Below are 13738 nucleotides of genomic sequence, written 5' to 3' on the forward strand. Positions count from 1 at the left end.
CCTCACTGGGCCGCGACGGCTGGCGCGTTGTAGAGCACGAGCGCAGCGGTCACCAGCAAATTGATCAGGGTCAGCGGCAGGCAGAACTTCCAGCTGAAGTCCATCACCTGGTCATAGCGTGGGCGCGGGATCGAGGCGCGCAGCAGGATGAACAGCATGATGAAGAACGCGGTCTTCAGCGCGAACCACAGGAACGACAGCTGCGGCAGGATGCCGAACGGGCCGTGCCAGCCGCCGAAGAACAGGGTCACCAGCAGCGCCGAGATGAGGATGATGCCGATGTACTCACCGACGAAGAACATGCCCCATTTCATGCCGGCATACTCGATGTGGTAGCCGTCGGCCAGTTCCTGTTCCGCTTCCGGCTGGTCGAACGGGTGACGGTGGGTCACGGCGACGCCAGCGATGAAGAAGGTGCAGAAGCCGAAGAACTGCGGAATGATGAACCACAGGTTCTGTGCCTGGTAGTCGACGATGTCGCGCATGTTGAACGAGCCCACCTGCACCACCACGCCCATCAGCGCCAGGCCCAGGAACACTTCGTACGACACGGTCTGGGCCGAGGCGCGCAAGCTGCCCAGCAGGGCGTACTTGTTGTTCGACGACCAGCCGGCGAACAGCACCGCGTACACCGACAGGCCGGCCATGGCGAAGAAGAACAGCAGGCCGATGTTCAGGTCGGCGACGCCCCAGGTCGGGGTGATCGGGATGACCACGAAGGCGATCAGCAGGGCGCTCATGGCCACCACCGGTGCCAGGGTGAAGATCACGCGGTCGACGAAGGGTGGGTTCCAGTCTTCCTTGAAGAACATCTTCAGCATGTCGGCAGCGATCTGGAACATGCCGAACGGGCCGACTCGGTTCGGACCGTAACGGTCCTGCCACCAGCCCAGCAGGCGACGCTCGACGAAGCTGAGCAGCGCACCGCAGACCACCACCGCCAGCAGGACCACGATGGCCCGCAGCACGGAGAGGATCACATCGATCACTTCGGGGGTGAACCAGCTCATTGTGCTGCCTCCTGCAGACCTTCGACGGATGCACCGAAGATGGCCGGCGGAATGCCGGCCAGGCCTTTCGGCAATGCGACCAGGCCAGCGCCCAGCTGTTCATTGATGCGCAGCGGCAGGCGCAGGGCCACACCGCCGACCGTCAGGCTCAGCAGGGCGCCGTCGTTGACACCCAGGCGGTCGGCTTCGGACTTGCCCAGGGCCACGTAGGCAGCCGGGATGCGCTCTTGCACCGGGGCGGCGCGCGAGGAGCTTTCTTCGCTGCCGAACAGGTGGAAGAACGGCACCGCAGTCCAGCTGCCACGGGCCGGGTTGAAGGCCCCCGGAATGCGGGTGAACCAGTTCAGGCGGTCGCCTTGCGATTCGATCAGGCGCACGCCCGGGTCACCGGCGCGCAGGTGGCCACCGACCTCGTCCTGGAACTTGTTCCAGGCCTGCGGCGAGTTCCAGCCCGGCGACCAGGCGAACGGCACCTGCTGACGCGGTTCGGCGGAGCCCGAGTAGCCTTCCATGGAGAAGGCGAACGCGGTGTCCTTGTCCTGCGGGGTACGCGGCTCGTGCACGCTGATGTTGGCGCGCATGGCGGTACGGCCGGAATAGCGCAGCGGTTCGCGGGCCAGCTTCAGGCCCTTGATGCGGAACGCGGCAGACGGCGCGGCGTTGACGATGCCGGCCAGTTGCGGGGCGGCTTCGGCGCAGGCGCTGGTGACGTGGTCCAGCTGGGTCCAGTCGACCGGCTTGTTCAGCAGGGTGGCACGCAGGGCGTGCATCCAGCGCCAGCCTTCGTGAACCAGGATGCTGCTGTCCAGGTATTGCGGGTCGAATACCTGGAAGAAGCGCTGGGCACGGCCTTCCTGGCTGACCAGGGTACCGTCGCCTTCGGCGAACGAGGCGGCTGGCAGCACCAGGTGGGCGCGGTCGACGGTCGCGGTTTTCGAATGGTCGGCAACGATCACCACCTTGGCTGCGGCCAGGGCTGCGTCGACCTTGGCGGCCGGTACGCGGGCGTACAGGTCGTTTTCCAGCACCACGATGGCGTCGGCCTTGCCGTTGATGACGGCGTCCAGCGCAGCGTCGACGGACTCGCCACCGAGCATGGCCATGCCGAGGCTGTTGGCTTCAGGCACCACCAGGCTCAGCGAACCGTTCTTCTCGCGCAGTTTCAGGGCCTTGGCGATGTTGGCGGCGGCTTCGATCAGCGCCGGGTCGGCCAGCGAGGTACCGGCGACCACCAGTGGGCGCTGGGCAGCGACCAGGGCGTCGGCGATGCGCTGGGCCAGCGCTTGCGCTTCGGCGTCCAGGCCAGCAACGGCAGGCGCGCTCGGGTCGATGGCGTGGGCCACGGCGAAACCGATGCGGGCCAGGTCGGCCGGGGCAGCGTGCACGCATTCTTCGGCGACGTCGTCCAGCTTGGTCTCCGCCAGCGAAGCGATGAACAGCGGGTACAGCGCGTGCTGGCCGATGTTCTTCACTGCCGCGTCGAGCCACGGCTGCACCTTCATCGCTTCGGCCATGGCCTCGGCCTTGCCCTTGGTGGCCTGGCGCACGGCCAGGGCGACGCGGGCAGCGGTCTGGGTCAGGTCTTCGCCGAGCACGAACACGGCGTCGTGGTCTTCGATGTCGCGCAGGGTCGGCACTGGCAGCGGGCTGTTGTTCAGCACGTCGAGGGCCAGGCGGACGCGGGCCAGCTCGCCGGCTTCCATACCCGAGTAGAAGTACTCGGCGCCGACCAGCTCACGCAGGCCGTAGTTGCTTTCCAGGCTGGCGCGCGGCGAGCCGATACCGACGATGGTACGCCCGCGCAGCAGGTCGGCGGCCTTGTCCAGGGCAGCGTCCAGGCTCAGCTTGGTGCCGTCGGCCAGTTGTGGCTGGCGTGGGCGATCCTTGCGGTTGACGTAGCCGTAGCCGAAGCGGCCACGGTCGCACAGGAAGTACTGGTTGACCGAACCGTTGAAGCGGTTTTCCACCCGGCGCAGTTCGCCGTAGCGCTCGCCCGGGCTGATGTTGCAGCCGCTGGAGCAACCGTGGCAGATGCTCGGGGCGAACTGCATGTCCCACTTGCGGTTGTAGCGCTCGGAGTGGGTCTTGTCGGTGAACACGCCGGTCGGGCAGACCTCGGTCAGGTTGCCGGAGAATTCGCTTTCCAGCACGCCGTCTTCGACGCGGCCGAAGTACACGTTGTCGTGGGCGCCGTATACGCCCAGGTCGGTACCACCGGCATAGTCCTTGTAGTAGCGCACGCAGCGGTAGCAGGCGATGCAGCGGTTCATCTCATGGGCGATGAACGGGCCGAGGTCCTGGTTCTGGTGGGTACGCTTGGTGAAACGGTAGCGGCGCTCGTTGTGGCCGGTCATTACCGTCATGTCCTGCAGGTGGCAGTGACCGCCTTCCTCGCACACCGGGCAGTCGTGCGGGTGGTTGGTCATCAGCCATTCGACGACGCTGGCGCGGAACGCCTTGGACTCTTCATCGTCGATGGAGATCCAGGTGCCGTCGGAGGCAGGGGTCATGCAGGACATGACGATACGACCACGGGTGTCGTTCTCGTCGGTGTACTGCTTGACCGCGCATTGCCGGCAGGCGCCAACGCTACCGAGCGCCGGGTGCCAGCAGAAATAAGGGATGTCGAGGCCGAGCGACAGACAGGCCTGTAACAGGTTGTCTGCACCGTTGACTTCGAGCGCTTTGCCGTCTACGTGGATAGTGGCCATTGTTCAAAGTTCTTCGTTGGCCCGCGTGAGCGGGCGTGGCTAATGGAAATCGGTGAGCTTGCGACACGCCACGAATGAATCGGGCCTGTCGGCAAGCTGGCGAGTGGCACGGACCACTCGCCTAATCATCTTGTTATGCGCCGACCACGATCGGCCCGGCCTGGATTGGCTTGGCCAGGTCCGGGCGCAGGGTGTCGCCAGCGGATGCTGGAGCGACCCCGGCCTCGAACTCGGAGCGGAAGTATTTGATGGCACTGCCCAACGGCTCGACGGCACCCGGTGCGTGAGCACAGAAGGTGCGGCCTGGGCCGAGGAAGTTGACCAGGCCCAGCAGCGTCTCGATGTCTTCGGCGCGGCCCTGGCCTTTTTCCAGTGCGCGCAGCATCTTCACGCTCCACGGCAGGCCGTCACGGCAAGGCGTGCACCAGCCGCACGACTCGCGGGCGAAGAACTCTTCCATGTTGCGCAGCAGCGAAACCATGTTGATGCTGTCGTCCACCGCCATTGCCAAGCCGGTACCCATGCGGGTGCCGACCTTGGCGATGCCACCGGCGTACATCTGCGCGTCGAGGTGCTCGGGCAGCAGGAAGCCGGTACCGGCGCCGCCTGGCTGCCAGCACTTGAGCTTGAAGCCGTCGCGCATGCCGCCGGCGTAGTCTTCGAACAGCTCGCGGGCGGTGACGCCGAACGGCAGTTCCCACAGGCCCGGGTTCTTCACCTTGCCGGAGAAGCCCATCAGCTTGGTGCCGTGGTCTTCGCTGCCTTCGCGGGCCAGCGACTTGTACCAGTCGTTGCCGTTGGCGACGATGGCCGGCACGTTGCACAGGGTTTCGACGTTGTTGACGCAGGTCGGCTTGCCCCACACGCCCACGGCGGCAGGGAAGGGCGGCTTCGAGCGCGGGTTGGCGCGGCGGCCTTCCAGCGAGTTGATCAGCGCGGTTTCTTCACCGCAGATGTAGCGGCCGGCACCGGTGTGCACAAACAGCTCGAAATCGAAGCCGCTGCCGAGGATGTTCTTGCCCAGCAGGCCGGCGGCCTTGGCTTCCTCGATGGCGCGGTTGAGGTTTTTCGCTGCGGTGGTGTATTCGCCACGCAGGAAGATGTAGCCACGGTAGGCCTTCAGGGCGCGGGCGCTGATCAGCATGCCCTCGACCAGCAGATGGGGCTGTTGCTCCATCAGCATGCGGTCCTTCCAGGTGTTCGGCTCCATTTCGTCCGCGTTGCACAGCAGGTAGCGGATGTTCATGGATTCGTCTTTGGGCATCAGGCCCCACTTCACGCCAGTGGGGAAGCCTGCGCCACCGCGGCCCTTGAGGCCGGAGTCCTTGACGCTTTGCACGATGTCGTCGGCCGACATCTGCGCCAGCGCCTTGCGGGCAGCAGCGTAGCCGTTCTTCGATTCGTACTCGGCAAGCCATACCGGCTCGCCGTCGTCACGCAGGCGCCAGGTCAGAGGGTGGGTTTCGGCCGTGCGCGCGATGCGGTTGGCCGGGCCGAAGGAAGTAATGGTCATACGTAACCCTCCAGCAGTTTGGAAACGCCAGCCGGCTGCACGTCACCGAAGGTGTCGTCATCGATCATCAGCGCCGGGGCCTTGTCGCAGTTGCCCAGGCAGCACACCGGCAACAGGGTGAAGCGACCGTCGGCGGTGGTCTGGCCGAGGCCGATGCCCAGCTCGCTCTGGATCTGGCTGACCACCGACTCATGGCCGCCGATGTAGCAGACCATGCTGTCGCACACGCGGATGATGTGGCGGCCGACCGGCTGACGGAAGATCTGGCTGTAGAAGGTGGCCACACCCTCGACGTCGCTGGCCGGGATGCCCAGTACTTCGCCGATGGCGTGGATGGCACCGTCCGGTACCCAGCCACGTTCCTTCTGGACGATCTTCAGGGCTTCGATGGACGCCGCGCGCGGGTCCTCGTAGTGATGCATTTCGTGCTCGATGGCCGAGCGCTCGGTTTCGCTCAGGGCGAAACGGTCTGTCTGGATAAGCGTGCTGTTCATGCTTAGCGGTCCACGTCAGCCATAACGAAGTCGATACTGCCCAGGTACGCAATGAGGTCGGCGACCATGCTGCCTTTGATCACCGAAGGGATCTGCTGCAGGTGCGGGTAGCTCGGGGTACGGATCCGGGTGCGGTAGCTCATGGTGCCGCCATCGCTCGTCAGGTAGTAACTGTTGATGCCCTTGGTCGCCTCGATCATCTGGAACGACTCGTTGGCCGGCATGACCGGGCCCCACGAGACTTGCAGGAAGTGCGTGATCAGGGTCTCGATGTGCTGCAGGGTGCGCTCTTTCGGCGGCGGCGTGGTCAGCGGGTGGTCCGCCTTGTACGGGCCTTCCGGCATGTTGCGCAGGCACTGGTCGATGATGCGGATACTCTGGCGCATCTCCTCGACACGGACCATGCAGCGATCGTAGGCATCGCCGTTGTGGGCCAGCGGTACTTCGAACTCGAAGTTCTCGTAGCCGGAGTAAGGGCGGGCTTTACGCAGGTCGAAGTTGCAACCGGTGGCACGCAGGCCGGCGCCGGTAGTACCCCAGGCCAGGGCTTCCTTGGTGTTGTACGCGGCAACGCCGATGGTACGGCCCTTGAGGATGCTGTTCTGCAGGGCGGCCTTTTCGTACTCGTCGAGGCGTTTCGGCAGCCATTCGACGAAGTCCTTGACCAGCTTGTCCCAGCCGCGCGGCAGGTCGTGGGCGACGCCACCGATGCGGTACCAGGCCGGGTGCAGGCGGAAACCGGTGATCGCCTCGATCACGGTGTAGGCGCGCTGGCGGTCGGTGAAGGTGAAGAATACCGGGGTCATGGCGCCGACGTCCTGGATATAGGTACCCAGGAACAGCAGGTGGCTGGTGATCCGGAAGAACTCGGCCAGCATCACGCGGATGGTGTCGACCTTCTGTGGCACCTTGATGCCGGCCAGCTTCTCGACCGCGAGCACGTACGGCAGGTTGTTCATCACCCCGCCGAGGTAGTCGATACGGTCGGTGTAGGGGATGAAGCTGTGCCAGGACTGGCGCTCGGCCATTTTCTCGGCACCACGGTGGTGGTAGCCGATGTCCGGTACGCAGTCGATGATCTCTTCGCCGTCTAGCTGCAGGACGATACGGAAGGCACCGTGCGCCGAAGGGTGGTTGGGGCCGAGGTTGAGGAACATGTAGTCCTCGTTGGCGCCCTGGCGCTTCATGCCCCAGGCTTCCGGGTTGAAGCGTGCCGATTCCTCTTCAAGCTGCTGCTTGGCCAGGGTCAGGCTGTAGGGATCGAACTCGGTGGCGCGGGCCGGGTAGTCCTTGCGCAGCGGGTGGCCTTCCCAGGTGGGCGGCATCATGATGCGGCTGAGGTGCGGGTGGCCGGCAAAGTCGATGCCGAACATGTCCCAGACTTCGCGCTCGTACCAGTTGGCGTTCGGCCAGATACCGGTCACGGTCGGCAGGTTCAGGTCGCCTTCGCTGAGCGACACCTTGATCATCACATCGCTGTTACGCTCGATCGACAGCAGGTGGTAGAACACGCTGAAGTCGGCGGCTGGCAGGCCGCGGCGCTGGGTACGCAGGCGTTCGTCGACGCCGTGCAGGTCGTACAGCATGCTGTACGGCTTGGCCACGCCGCGCAGGAAGCTGAGCACTTCCTTGAGCTGCTCGCGCTTGACCCACAGCACGGGCATGCCGGTGCGGGTTTCCTGGGCGACGAATGCTTCGGCGCCAAAACGGTTGTGCAGTTCGACGACCACATCCTGGTCGTCTGCCTTGTAGGGCGGAATGAAAATAGCGTTGTCCGCTGTCATGGTCTCGGTCGCTTTGGGTCAACGTTAAGAATGAAGCCAGGCCGCCGGCTCCAGGGGAGCGGGCGGCAGGTCGCTGGATCAGACTTCGTCGGGGCTGCGCAGGTTGGTTACGGCGATGCGCTGCTCACGACGCAGGTCCTTCTGGGCTGGCATCTCGGCACGGTAGATGCCTTGATCACCAACAACCCAGGAAAGCGGGCGTCGTTCTTGGCCGATCGACTCCTGCAGCAGCATCAAGCCTTGCAGGAAAGCCTCAGGGCGCGGCGGGCAGCCGGGCACATAGACGTCCACGGGGAGGAACTTGTCGACCCCCTGAACGACCGAGTAGATGTCGTACATGCCACCGGAGTTGGCACACGAACCCATGGAAATGACCCATTTCGGCTCGAGCATCTGCTCGTACAGGCGCTGGATGATCGGCGCCATTTTGACGAAACAGGTACCGGCGATGACCATGAAGTCGGCCTGACGCGGCGAGGCCCGGATGACTTCGGCGCCGAAGCGGGCGATGTCGTGGGGTGCCGTGAAGGCCGTGGTCATTTCCACGTAGCAGCAGGACAGGCCGAAGTTGTACGGCCAGAGGGAGTTCTTGCGACCCCAGTTGACCGCGCCACGCAGCACATCTTCGAGCTTGCCCATGAAGATGTTCTTGTGGACCTGGTCCTCCAGCAGTTGATCGGTGACGGTTTCCCGTTCACCGACCGGGTACTGCTCGTTGGGCGCATCCGGATCGATTCTGGTGAGATTGTATTGCATGCCAAAGCCTCATTGTTTCAGCTTCGCTTGCCGCTTGCGGCGACCTTCGGGAGCCCAATCAAGTGCCCCGACGCGCCAAAGGTAGACAAGACCTGCCAACAGAATTGCTATGAAAACGAGTGCTTCGACGAATCCGGTCCAGCCGCTTTCGCGGACGGACACAGACCATGCAAAGAGAAAGAGGGCTTCGATATCGAAGATCACGAACAGCATCGCGACCAGATAGAATTTGGCGGACAGGCGCAGGCGGGCGCTGCCGACGGGCAGCATGCCGGATTCGAAGGGTTCGTTCTTGGCGCGGCCCCAGGCCTTGCTGCCGAGCAGGCTGGACAGGCCGAGCATGAAGGCGCACAGGCCGACGACACCCAGGAGGAAGATGGCAAAGCCCCAGTTGTGGGCGATGAGTCCTGCCGAATCGGACATGCTAGAAATCCTTATACAGAGACCCAGCTCTGCAGTCTGAAATAAGTGTAGAGCGGCGACCTGGTGTCGCACGTGCAGTGACCAAATGTCGCAGCTGAATCAATCGCGCTGATTTTATGGGTAAACCCGGTGCAAGTAAAATTTCTGTCGCAAATTTATTCGTAGGATTAAGTACAAAACCCGCGCGTAACCGGCTGAAAGCCTTGAAGTTAGGGCATTGCATGCGGTTTTGTTAATTATGTTTCTTGCCGCTGGTAACGAAGGACAAAGTTCGTAATGATAATTGATATCATTTGAACTGGTCCCTGATAATTCGGCTGTCCTGTACCTTGAAAAGTTCATCTGGCGGTTGCCCCTACTTGCAAACGCGAAAAACGCCTGTTCTAGCAACTTCCGACACCGCTCGCACCGCTCTGGGTCAATACTTTACCGATTGGCCGATGACTGGCCGATGAAGCGATTGCCCACTGGCCGAGCCAGTAGGTGAGGATGATCAGGTACGGTGCGGCGGCAAACGGGCTGACGAAGCGGTCGATGCCGATCAGGCTGTCGGAGCAGACGAACAGGCCGGCGCCGAGGGCGGCCAGGCCTCCACGGGCCAGGGCGCGCCAGAGCATGGCGCTGATGGCCAGGGCGTACACTGCGACCGGGGTCAGCAATGGGCCGAGGCCGTGGCTGGCGAGTACGCCGAACAGGGTGATGCCGGTGAGGGCGCTGAACAGCAATGCGGGCAGGGCGGGGCGCAAGGTTTGGCCGCAATAGGCGCGCAGGTAGGCCAGGTGGGCACAAAGGAATGCGACCAGGCCGAACACGAACAGGTCGGCGGGGATGGTCAGCAGGATGTCACCGAGTACCGAGAAGGCCAGGCCGAGGGTGATCCAGCGGCGATAAGGTGTGGCGGGAGCGCTACGCAGCCAGGCGATCAGGGCCAGTACCGGGATCGGTTTGGCGAGCAGGGCGAGCAGGGTGTTGTCGCTGGCCAGTGCACATATATAGAGGGCGGCGGCGGCCAGGGCGATTGTGGTCAGGTGGCTTGGACGGGGCATGGGCGGTCCTTGCGGCTGGGCTGCCACAAGCATAGACCTGATCCCGGGTTTTGCTTTGGCCTGTACCGGCCCTTTCGCGGGCATGCCCGCTCCCACAGGATCACCTCAGCCTTCAGGAATTGCGCAGTACTTGTGGGGGCGGGCGCGCCCGCGAAGAGGCCGGCGCAGGCGCTGCCGAATTTCGGCATAAAGCAGATTTGTCCCCTTCCATGTAGGCCATTTCCCAAACATACTCCTGCCGCGCATTTTCCGTTGCCGCTGCTCTGGCAGCGCTCTAGTCTCGGCCTGTCGTTGCTCATCAACGATACAGCTTTGACAGGCTGTGACGGTAAATCGTGTGCGGCTCATTGTTATGGTGGCTGTACGTGCGGGCACGCTTGCGTGCGCCGGAACTTTGCGATTTCCGCCGGTCTGTCAACCCACGTACAGCTGCCACCCTTCTGTTTGACAGCAGACGGGTAGCGGCACTGCCAGCGGAAGTCGTTATGTTGAAAATTGTTCCCGATCCACCCCACAACACCCATTCCCTCGAAGACACCCTGATCCAGGCCACCGACTATGCACTGTGCGCGGCGACCGTGGTGCATCAGGCCTTGATGCTGCAACCCAAATCACCGGCCTCGATCCTGATGATGACCTCGATGCATGAGCTTGAGGCCCTGCGGGCTTTGCTTGAGTCGGCATTGATCCAGGTGCAGATGCCCGCTGAACCCAAGACGTTGCACTAAGGCTGATTGATGTGTTGCCAGGGCCGGCCCTTTCGCGGGCTTGCCCGCTCCCACAGGGTCACCACAGTCTTCAAGATTTGCACAGTACCTGTGGGAGCGGGCGCGCCCGCGAAAGGGCCCGCCCAGGCATTCGAGAAATTCCAGGGGCCACAACAATGACCACAGAAGACACCCAATTCACCGTCGGCAAAACCACCTTCTACCAAGGCGAAAACGGCACCCACCCGCTGTTCCGCATCGAGCCAGGCATTCCCTGTCGCGACGCCCGCGAGCAATCTTCGGAACTGATGGGCTATGTGCGCGAACTGACCATCACTTGCCTGATGGAAGAGAAGCCGATGATGATCTGGGCTGCCTACTACCTGAGTGCGATGGCCAAGGCGCTGATGGATGATGCCGAGCTGGGCATGAAGCACTGAGGTACCGCAGGACTGCACGATCACCCCTGTAGGAGCGGCCTTGTGTCGCGATAGGGCTGCGCAGCAGCCCCGGGATTTTGGCGCGGATGCACAAATTGCTGGGGCTGCTGCGCAGCCCTATCGCGACACAAGGCCGCTCCTACAGGTTCCGTGTACTCCTGATGGGAAAAAGAAAGGCCCGGGGCTTTCACAAGCCCCGGGCCTTCCTTCAATCGCAACCCACTATCAGTGGAACTGCTCTTCCTCGGTCGAACCGGTCAGTGCGGTCACCGACGAAGCACCACCCTGGATAACGGTGGTCATGTCATCGAAGTAGCCAGTGCCCACTTCCTGCTGGTGCGCCACGAAGGTGTAGCCTTTGCTGGCATCGGCGAATTCCTGCTCCTGCAGCTTCACGTAGGCGGTCATGTCGTTGCGGGCGTAGTCGTGCGCCAGGTTGAACATGCCGTGCCACATGTTGTGGATGCCGGCCAGGGTGATGAACTGGTGCTTGTAGCCCATCGCCGACAGCTCGCGCTGGAACTTGGCGATGGTCGCGTCGTCCAGGTTCTTCTTCCAGTTGAACGAAGGCGAGCAGTTGTACGACAGGATCTGGTCCGGGTATTCCTTCTTGATCGCTTCGGCGAAGCGGCGGGCTTCGTCCAGGTCCGGCTTGGCAGTTTCACACCAGATCAGGTCGGCGTACGGGGCGTAGGCCAGGCCTCGGGCGATGGCCTGGTCGAGGCCGGCGCGTACCTTGTAGAAGCCTTCGCGGGTGCGCTCGCCAACCACGAATGGCTGGTCGTACGGGTCGCAGTCGCTGGTCAGCAGGTCGGCGGCGTTGGCGTCGGTGCGGGCCAGGATGATGGTCGGTACACCCGACACGTCAGCGGCCAGGCGCGCGGCCACCAGCTTTTGCACAGCTTCCTGGGTCGGTACCAGTACCTTGCCACCCATGTGGCCGCATTTCTTCACCGAAGCCAGCTGGTCTTCGAAGTGCACGCCGGCAGCGCCTGCCTCGATCATGTTCTTCATCAGCTCGTAGGCGTTCAGCACGCCGCCGAAACCGGCTTCGGCGTCCGCCACGATCGGCGCGAAGTAATCGATGTAGCCGTCGTCGCCCGGGTTCTTGCCGGCTTTCCACTGGATCTGGTCGGCACGACGGAAGGCGTTGTTGATGCGCTTGACCACGGTCGGCACCGAGTCGACCGGGTACAGCGACTGGTCAGGGTACATCGACTCGGCCGAGTTGTTGTCGGCGGCAACTTGCCAGCCCGACAGGTAGATGGCCTGGATGCCAGCCTTGACCTGCTGCACTGCCTGGCCGCCGGTCAGGGCGCCCATGCAGTTGACGAAATCTTTTTCTGGGCGGAAGGACGGGTGGGCACCTTCGGTGACCAGCTTCCACAGTTTTTCTGCACCCAGGCGGGCCAGGGTGTGCTCCGGCTGCAGGGAGCCACGCAGGCGAACGACATCAGCGGCGGTGTAGGTACGGGTCACGCCTTTCCAGCGCGGGTTCTCGGCCCAGTCTTTCTCGAGGGCTGCAATTTGCTGTTCGCGTGTCAGTGCCATGGAAATAAACCTCGTCGCATCGATCTTGGGGTAATTGTGCTGATGCTCGGGGCCGATCAGGGAAGCTGGCGGCTGTCCTGTTCGAGGAAGTGCGGCGGCGAACGCGAAGGCTCGAAGGGGAAGGGGATGCAGGCCAGGCGCAAGGAACTCCGGCAGGTCGGCTCGTGGTTGCCTTGCTGCGGTGCTACGCGATTGCCAGTACTGCGGTGATGCGCTTCCGTCCCTCGGGACAACTTCTTCGTTGCAGTCGCAATCCCGTCGAACCGCCTTGTGGGCCGTATAGACACGAGACGCCTCCAGGGGTGGGAGGAGCGCGCCTCGAAGGCCCTTGCCAGGGCCCCTGATTAGCGGGAGCGAGGCCATCATGCCCTTGGCAAAAAGACCCTGTCAAATGTTTTGTAGTGCTTTTTTGTGCTTACTACATCTTTGGTCTAATACGACTCGGCAGTCAGTTTCAAGGCCTTTGGTCGAGGCCTTGAATTGCCTGGGATCAGTCGACGAGGTCGACTTTTACCCGCAAAGTCATGTTTTCACCGCGCTGGGTGCTGTAACTGTGGCTGGAGGCACTGCGCTCGGCTTGGCTCTGTTGGTTGAACCCGGCCAGGGTGATCCATTCACCCAGCTTGCCGGTGACCGTCGTGTCGGTGCTCTGCACTTTCACTACATCGGCACGTTCCTGGCTGATACGGTCATTATTGGTGCTTATTTGCAGACGAACCGTATCGCCGCTCAGGCTTGGCGTAACGTAGAAACCCTGGGTCACGTTGCGGTATTCGGTGTTGCTCTGGAAGCGCCCGTAGCTGTCGGTGCTGGTGCTGGTAACCGGGATGCTCTGGCCAACCTGGATCAACGCCGGCTGGCCTTCGCTGGCCTGCACCTGTTGCATGCCACCGTCGCGGTTGCTGGTGCCGTAGTGGATGACGCGCGCGTTGCCGCGGTTGTCCTGGAAGTTGCTGTCATTGTTGTCGACGCTGATCAGCAGGCGCTTGGGGACAGTGTCCAGTTGTTGCAGCAGGGCGCGCAGGTCGTCGATGCGCTCGGCGCTGGCGTTGACGATCAGCTTGTTCTCGAAGGCAGTGACGCTGCCGTCCTTGCCGAGGAACGCCTGCGCTGCCGGCAGCAGTTCGGCGCTGCTGCGGTGCTGCAGCGGCACGACCTCGGTGGCGGCGTGAACGGTAAGGCTGGTGGCCAGCAGCAGCGAGGCGAAAAGGGGGCGTAGCGGCATGTGGATGATCTCCGCGGGTGGAATCAACATGATGGCAAATTTGTAGCGCTTGTGCCGGGCCCAGGTCACAAGTTGCTG

The 13738-nt window shown here is 63.1% G+C and carries 12 protein-coding genes; 2 read left to right on the forward strand and 10 right to left on the reverse strand.

What is annotated here, in order from left to right; all coding sequences use genetic code 11:
- Positions 1-2: 2 nt before the first annotated feature.
- The 8 genes from nuoH to JKP78_RS22680 all read right to left on the reverse strand — a co-directional run bounded on the left by nuoH (position 3) and on the right by JKP78_RS22680 (position 9737).
- Complete coding sequence (gene nuoH / locus JKP78_RS22645) at positions 3-1010, reverse strand: NADH-quinone oxidoreductase subunit NuoH (protein WP_186674746.1); 1008 nt, start codon at positions 1008-1010, stop codon at positions 3-5.
- Positions 1007-3721 (reverse strand): NADH-quinone oxidoreductase subunit NuoG, encoded by a 2715-nt coding sequence (gene nuoG / locus JKP78_RS22650; RefSeq protein ID WP_200627685.1) that lies wholly within the window; start codon positions 3719-3721, stop codon positions 1007-1009. Before nuoG ends, nuoH begins: the two co-directional genes overlap by 4 nt.
- Before the next feature lie 133 nt (positions 3722-3854).
- Complete coding sequence (gene nuoF / locus JKP78_RS22655) at positions 3855-5234, reverse strand: NADH-quinone oxidoreductase subunit NuoF (protein WP_170030736.1); 1380 nt, start codon at positions 5232-5234, stop codon at positions 3855-3857.
- Positions 5231-5728 (reverse strand): NADH-quinone oxidoreductase subunit NuoE, encoded by a 498-nt coding sequence (nuoE, locus tag JKP78_RS22660; protein WP_003251433.1) that lies wholly within the window; start codon positions 5726-5728, stop codon positions 5231-5233. The genes nuoF and nuoE overlap by 4 nt, the downstream gene beginning before the upstream one ends.
- Before the next feature lie 2 nt (positions 5729-5730).
- On the reverse strand, positions 5731-7512 hold the full coding sequence (gene nuoC, locus JKP78_RS22665) for an NADH-quinone oxidoreductase subunit C/D (protein ID WP_186686810.1): 1782 nt from the start codon (positions 7510-7512) through the stop codon (positions 5731-5733).
- Positions 7513-7590: 78 nt separating this feature from the next.
- Positions 7591-8268, reverse strand: coding sequence for a NuoB/complex I 20 kDa subunit family protein (locus JKP78_RS22670; RefSeq protein ID WP_003251429.1), 678 nt, complete (start codon positions 8266-8268; stop codon positions 7591-7593).
- A gap of 9 nt (positions 8269-8277) precedes the next feature.
- On the reverse strand, positions 8278-8691 hold the full coding sequence (locus JKP78_RS22675; RefSeq protein WP_003251427.1) for an NADH-quinone oxidoreductase subunit A: 414 nt from the start codon (positions 8689-8691) through the stop codon (positions 8278-8280).
- Between the two features lie 383 nt (positions 8692-9074).
- The gene (locus tag JKP78_RS22680) at positions 9075-9737 is read right to left on the reverse strand and encodes a lysoplasmalogenase (protein ID WP_200627687.1); all 663 of its coding nucleotides are present in this window, start codon (positions 9735-9737) and stop codon (positions 9075-9077) included.
- Between the two features lie 485 nt (positions 9738-10222).
- Between JKP78_RS22680 and JKP78_RS22685 the strand changes: the two genes are divergently transcribed.
- Both JKP78_RS22685 and JKP78_RS22690 read left to right on the forward strand, forming a co-directional pair.
- On the forward strand, positions 10223-10465 hold the full coding sequence (locus tag JKP78_RS22685) for a hypothetical protein (protein ID WP_200627689.1): 243 nt from the start codon (positions 10223-10225) through the stop codon (positions 10463-10465).
- A 155-nt stretch (positions 10466-10620) separates the two neighbouring features.
- Positions 10621-10884 (forward strand): DUF3077 domain-containing protein, encoded by a 264-nt coding sequence (locus JKP78_RS22690; protein WP_200627691.1) that lies wholly within the window; start codon positions 10621-10623, stop codon positions 10882-10884.
- A gap of 225 nt (positions 10885-11109) precedes the next feature.
- Here the strand turns inward: JKP78_RS22690 and aceA are convergent, their stop codons facing one another.
- Complete coding sequence (aceA, locus tag JKP78_RS22695) at positions 11110-12435, reverse strand: isocitrate lyase (RefSeq protein ID WP_170030726.1); 1326 nt, start codon at positions 12433-12435, stop codon at positions 11110-11112.
- Positions 12436-12925: 490 nt separating this feature from the next.
- Positions 12926-13660: a secretin N-terminal domain-containing protein gene (locus JKP78_RS22700; protein WP_234454688.1), complete on the reverse strand. Its 735-nt coding sequence runs from the start codon at positions 13658-13660 to the stop codon at positions 12926-12928.
- Positions 13661-13738 lie beyond the last annotated feature (78 nt).

This window comes from Pseudomonas sp. LAM2023 (assembly GCF_016620375.1).
GTDB classification, from domain to species: Bacteria; Pseudomonadota; Gammaproteobacteria; order Pseudomonadales; family Pseudomonadaceae; genus Aquipseudomonas; species Aquipseudomonas anuradhapurensis.

Coding starts and splice junctions, on each gene's coding strand:
- JKP78_RS22680 (WP_200627687.1), bottom strand. CDS start 9,737: ATGCCCCGTCCAAGCCACCTGACCACAATCGCCCTGGCCGCCGCCGCC.
- nuoH (WP_186674746.1), bottom strand. CDS start 1,010: ATGAGCTGGTTCACCCCCGAAGTGATCGATGTGATCCTCTCCGTGCTG.
- JKP78_RS22675 (WP_003251427.1), bottom strand. CDS start 8,691: ATGTCCGATTCGGCAGGACTCATCGCCCACAACTGGGGCTTTGCCATC.
- nuoF (WP_170030736.1), bottom strand. CDS start 5,234: ATGACCATTACTTCCTTCGGCCCGGCCAACCGCATCGCGCGCACGGCC.
- aceA (WP_170030726.1), bottom strand. CDS start 12,435: ATGGCACTGACACGCGAACAGCAAATTGCAGCCCTCGAGAAAGACTGG.
- JKP78_RS22700 (WP_234454688.1), bottom strand. CDS start 13,660: ATGCCGCTACGCCCCCTTTTCGCCTCGCTGCTGCTGGCCACCAGCCTT.
- nuoG (WP_200627685.1), bottom strand. CDS start 3,721: ATGGCCACTATCCACGTAGACGGCAAAGCGCTCGAAGTCAACGGTGCA.
- JKP78_RS22670 (WP_003251429.1), bottom strand. CDS start 8,268: ATGCAATACAATCTCACCAGAATCGATCCGGATGCGCCCAACGAGCAG.
- nuoC (WP_186686810.1), bottom strand. CDS start 7,512: ATGACAGCGGACAACGCTATTTTCATTCCGCCCTACAAGGCAGACGAC.
- JKP78_RS22690 (WP_200627691.1), top strand. CDS start 10,621: ATGACCACAGAAGACACCCAATTCACCGTCGGCAAAACCACCTTCTAC.
- JKP78_RS22685 (WP_200627689.1), top strand. CDS start 10,223: ATGTTGAAAATTGTTCCCGATCCACCCCACAACACCCATTCCCTCGAA.
- nuoE (WP_003251433.1), bottom strand. CDS start 5,728: ATGAACAGCACGCTTATCCAGACAGACCGTTTCGCCCTGAGCGAAACC.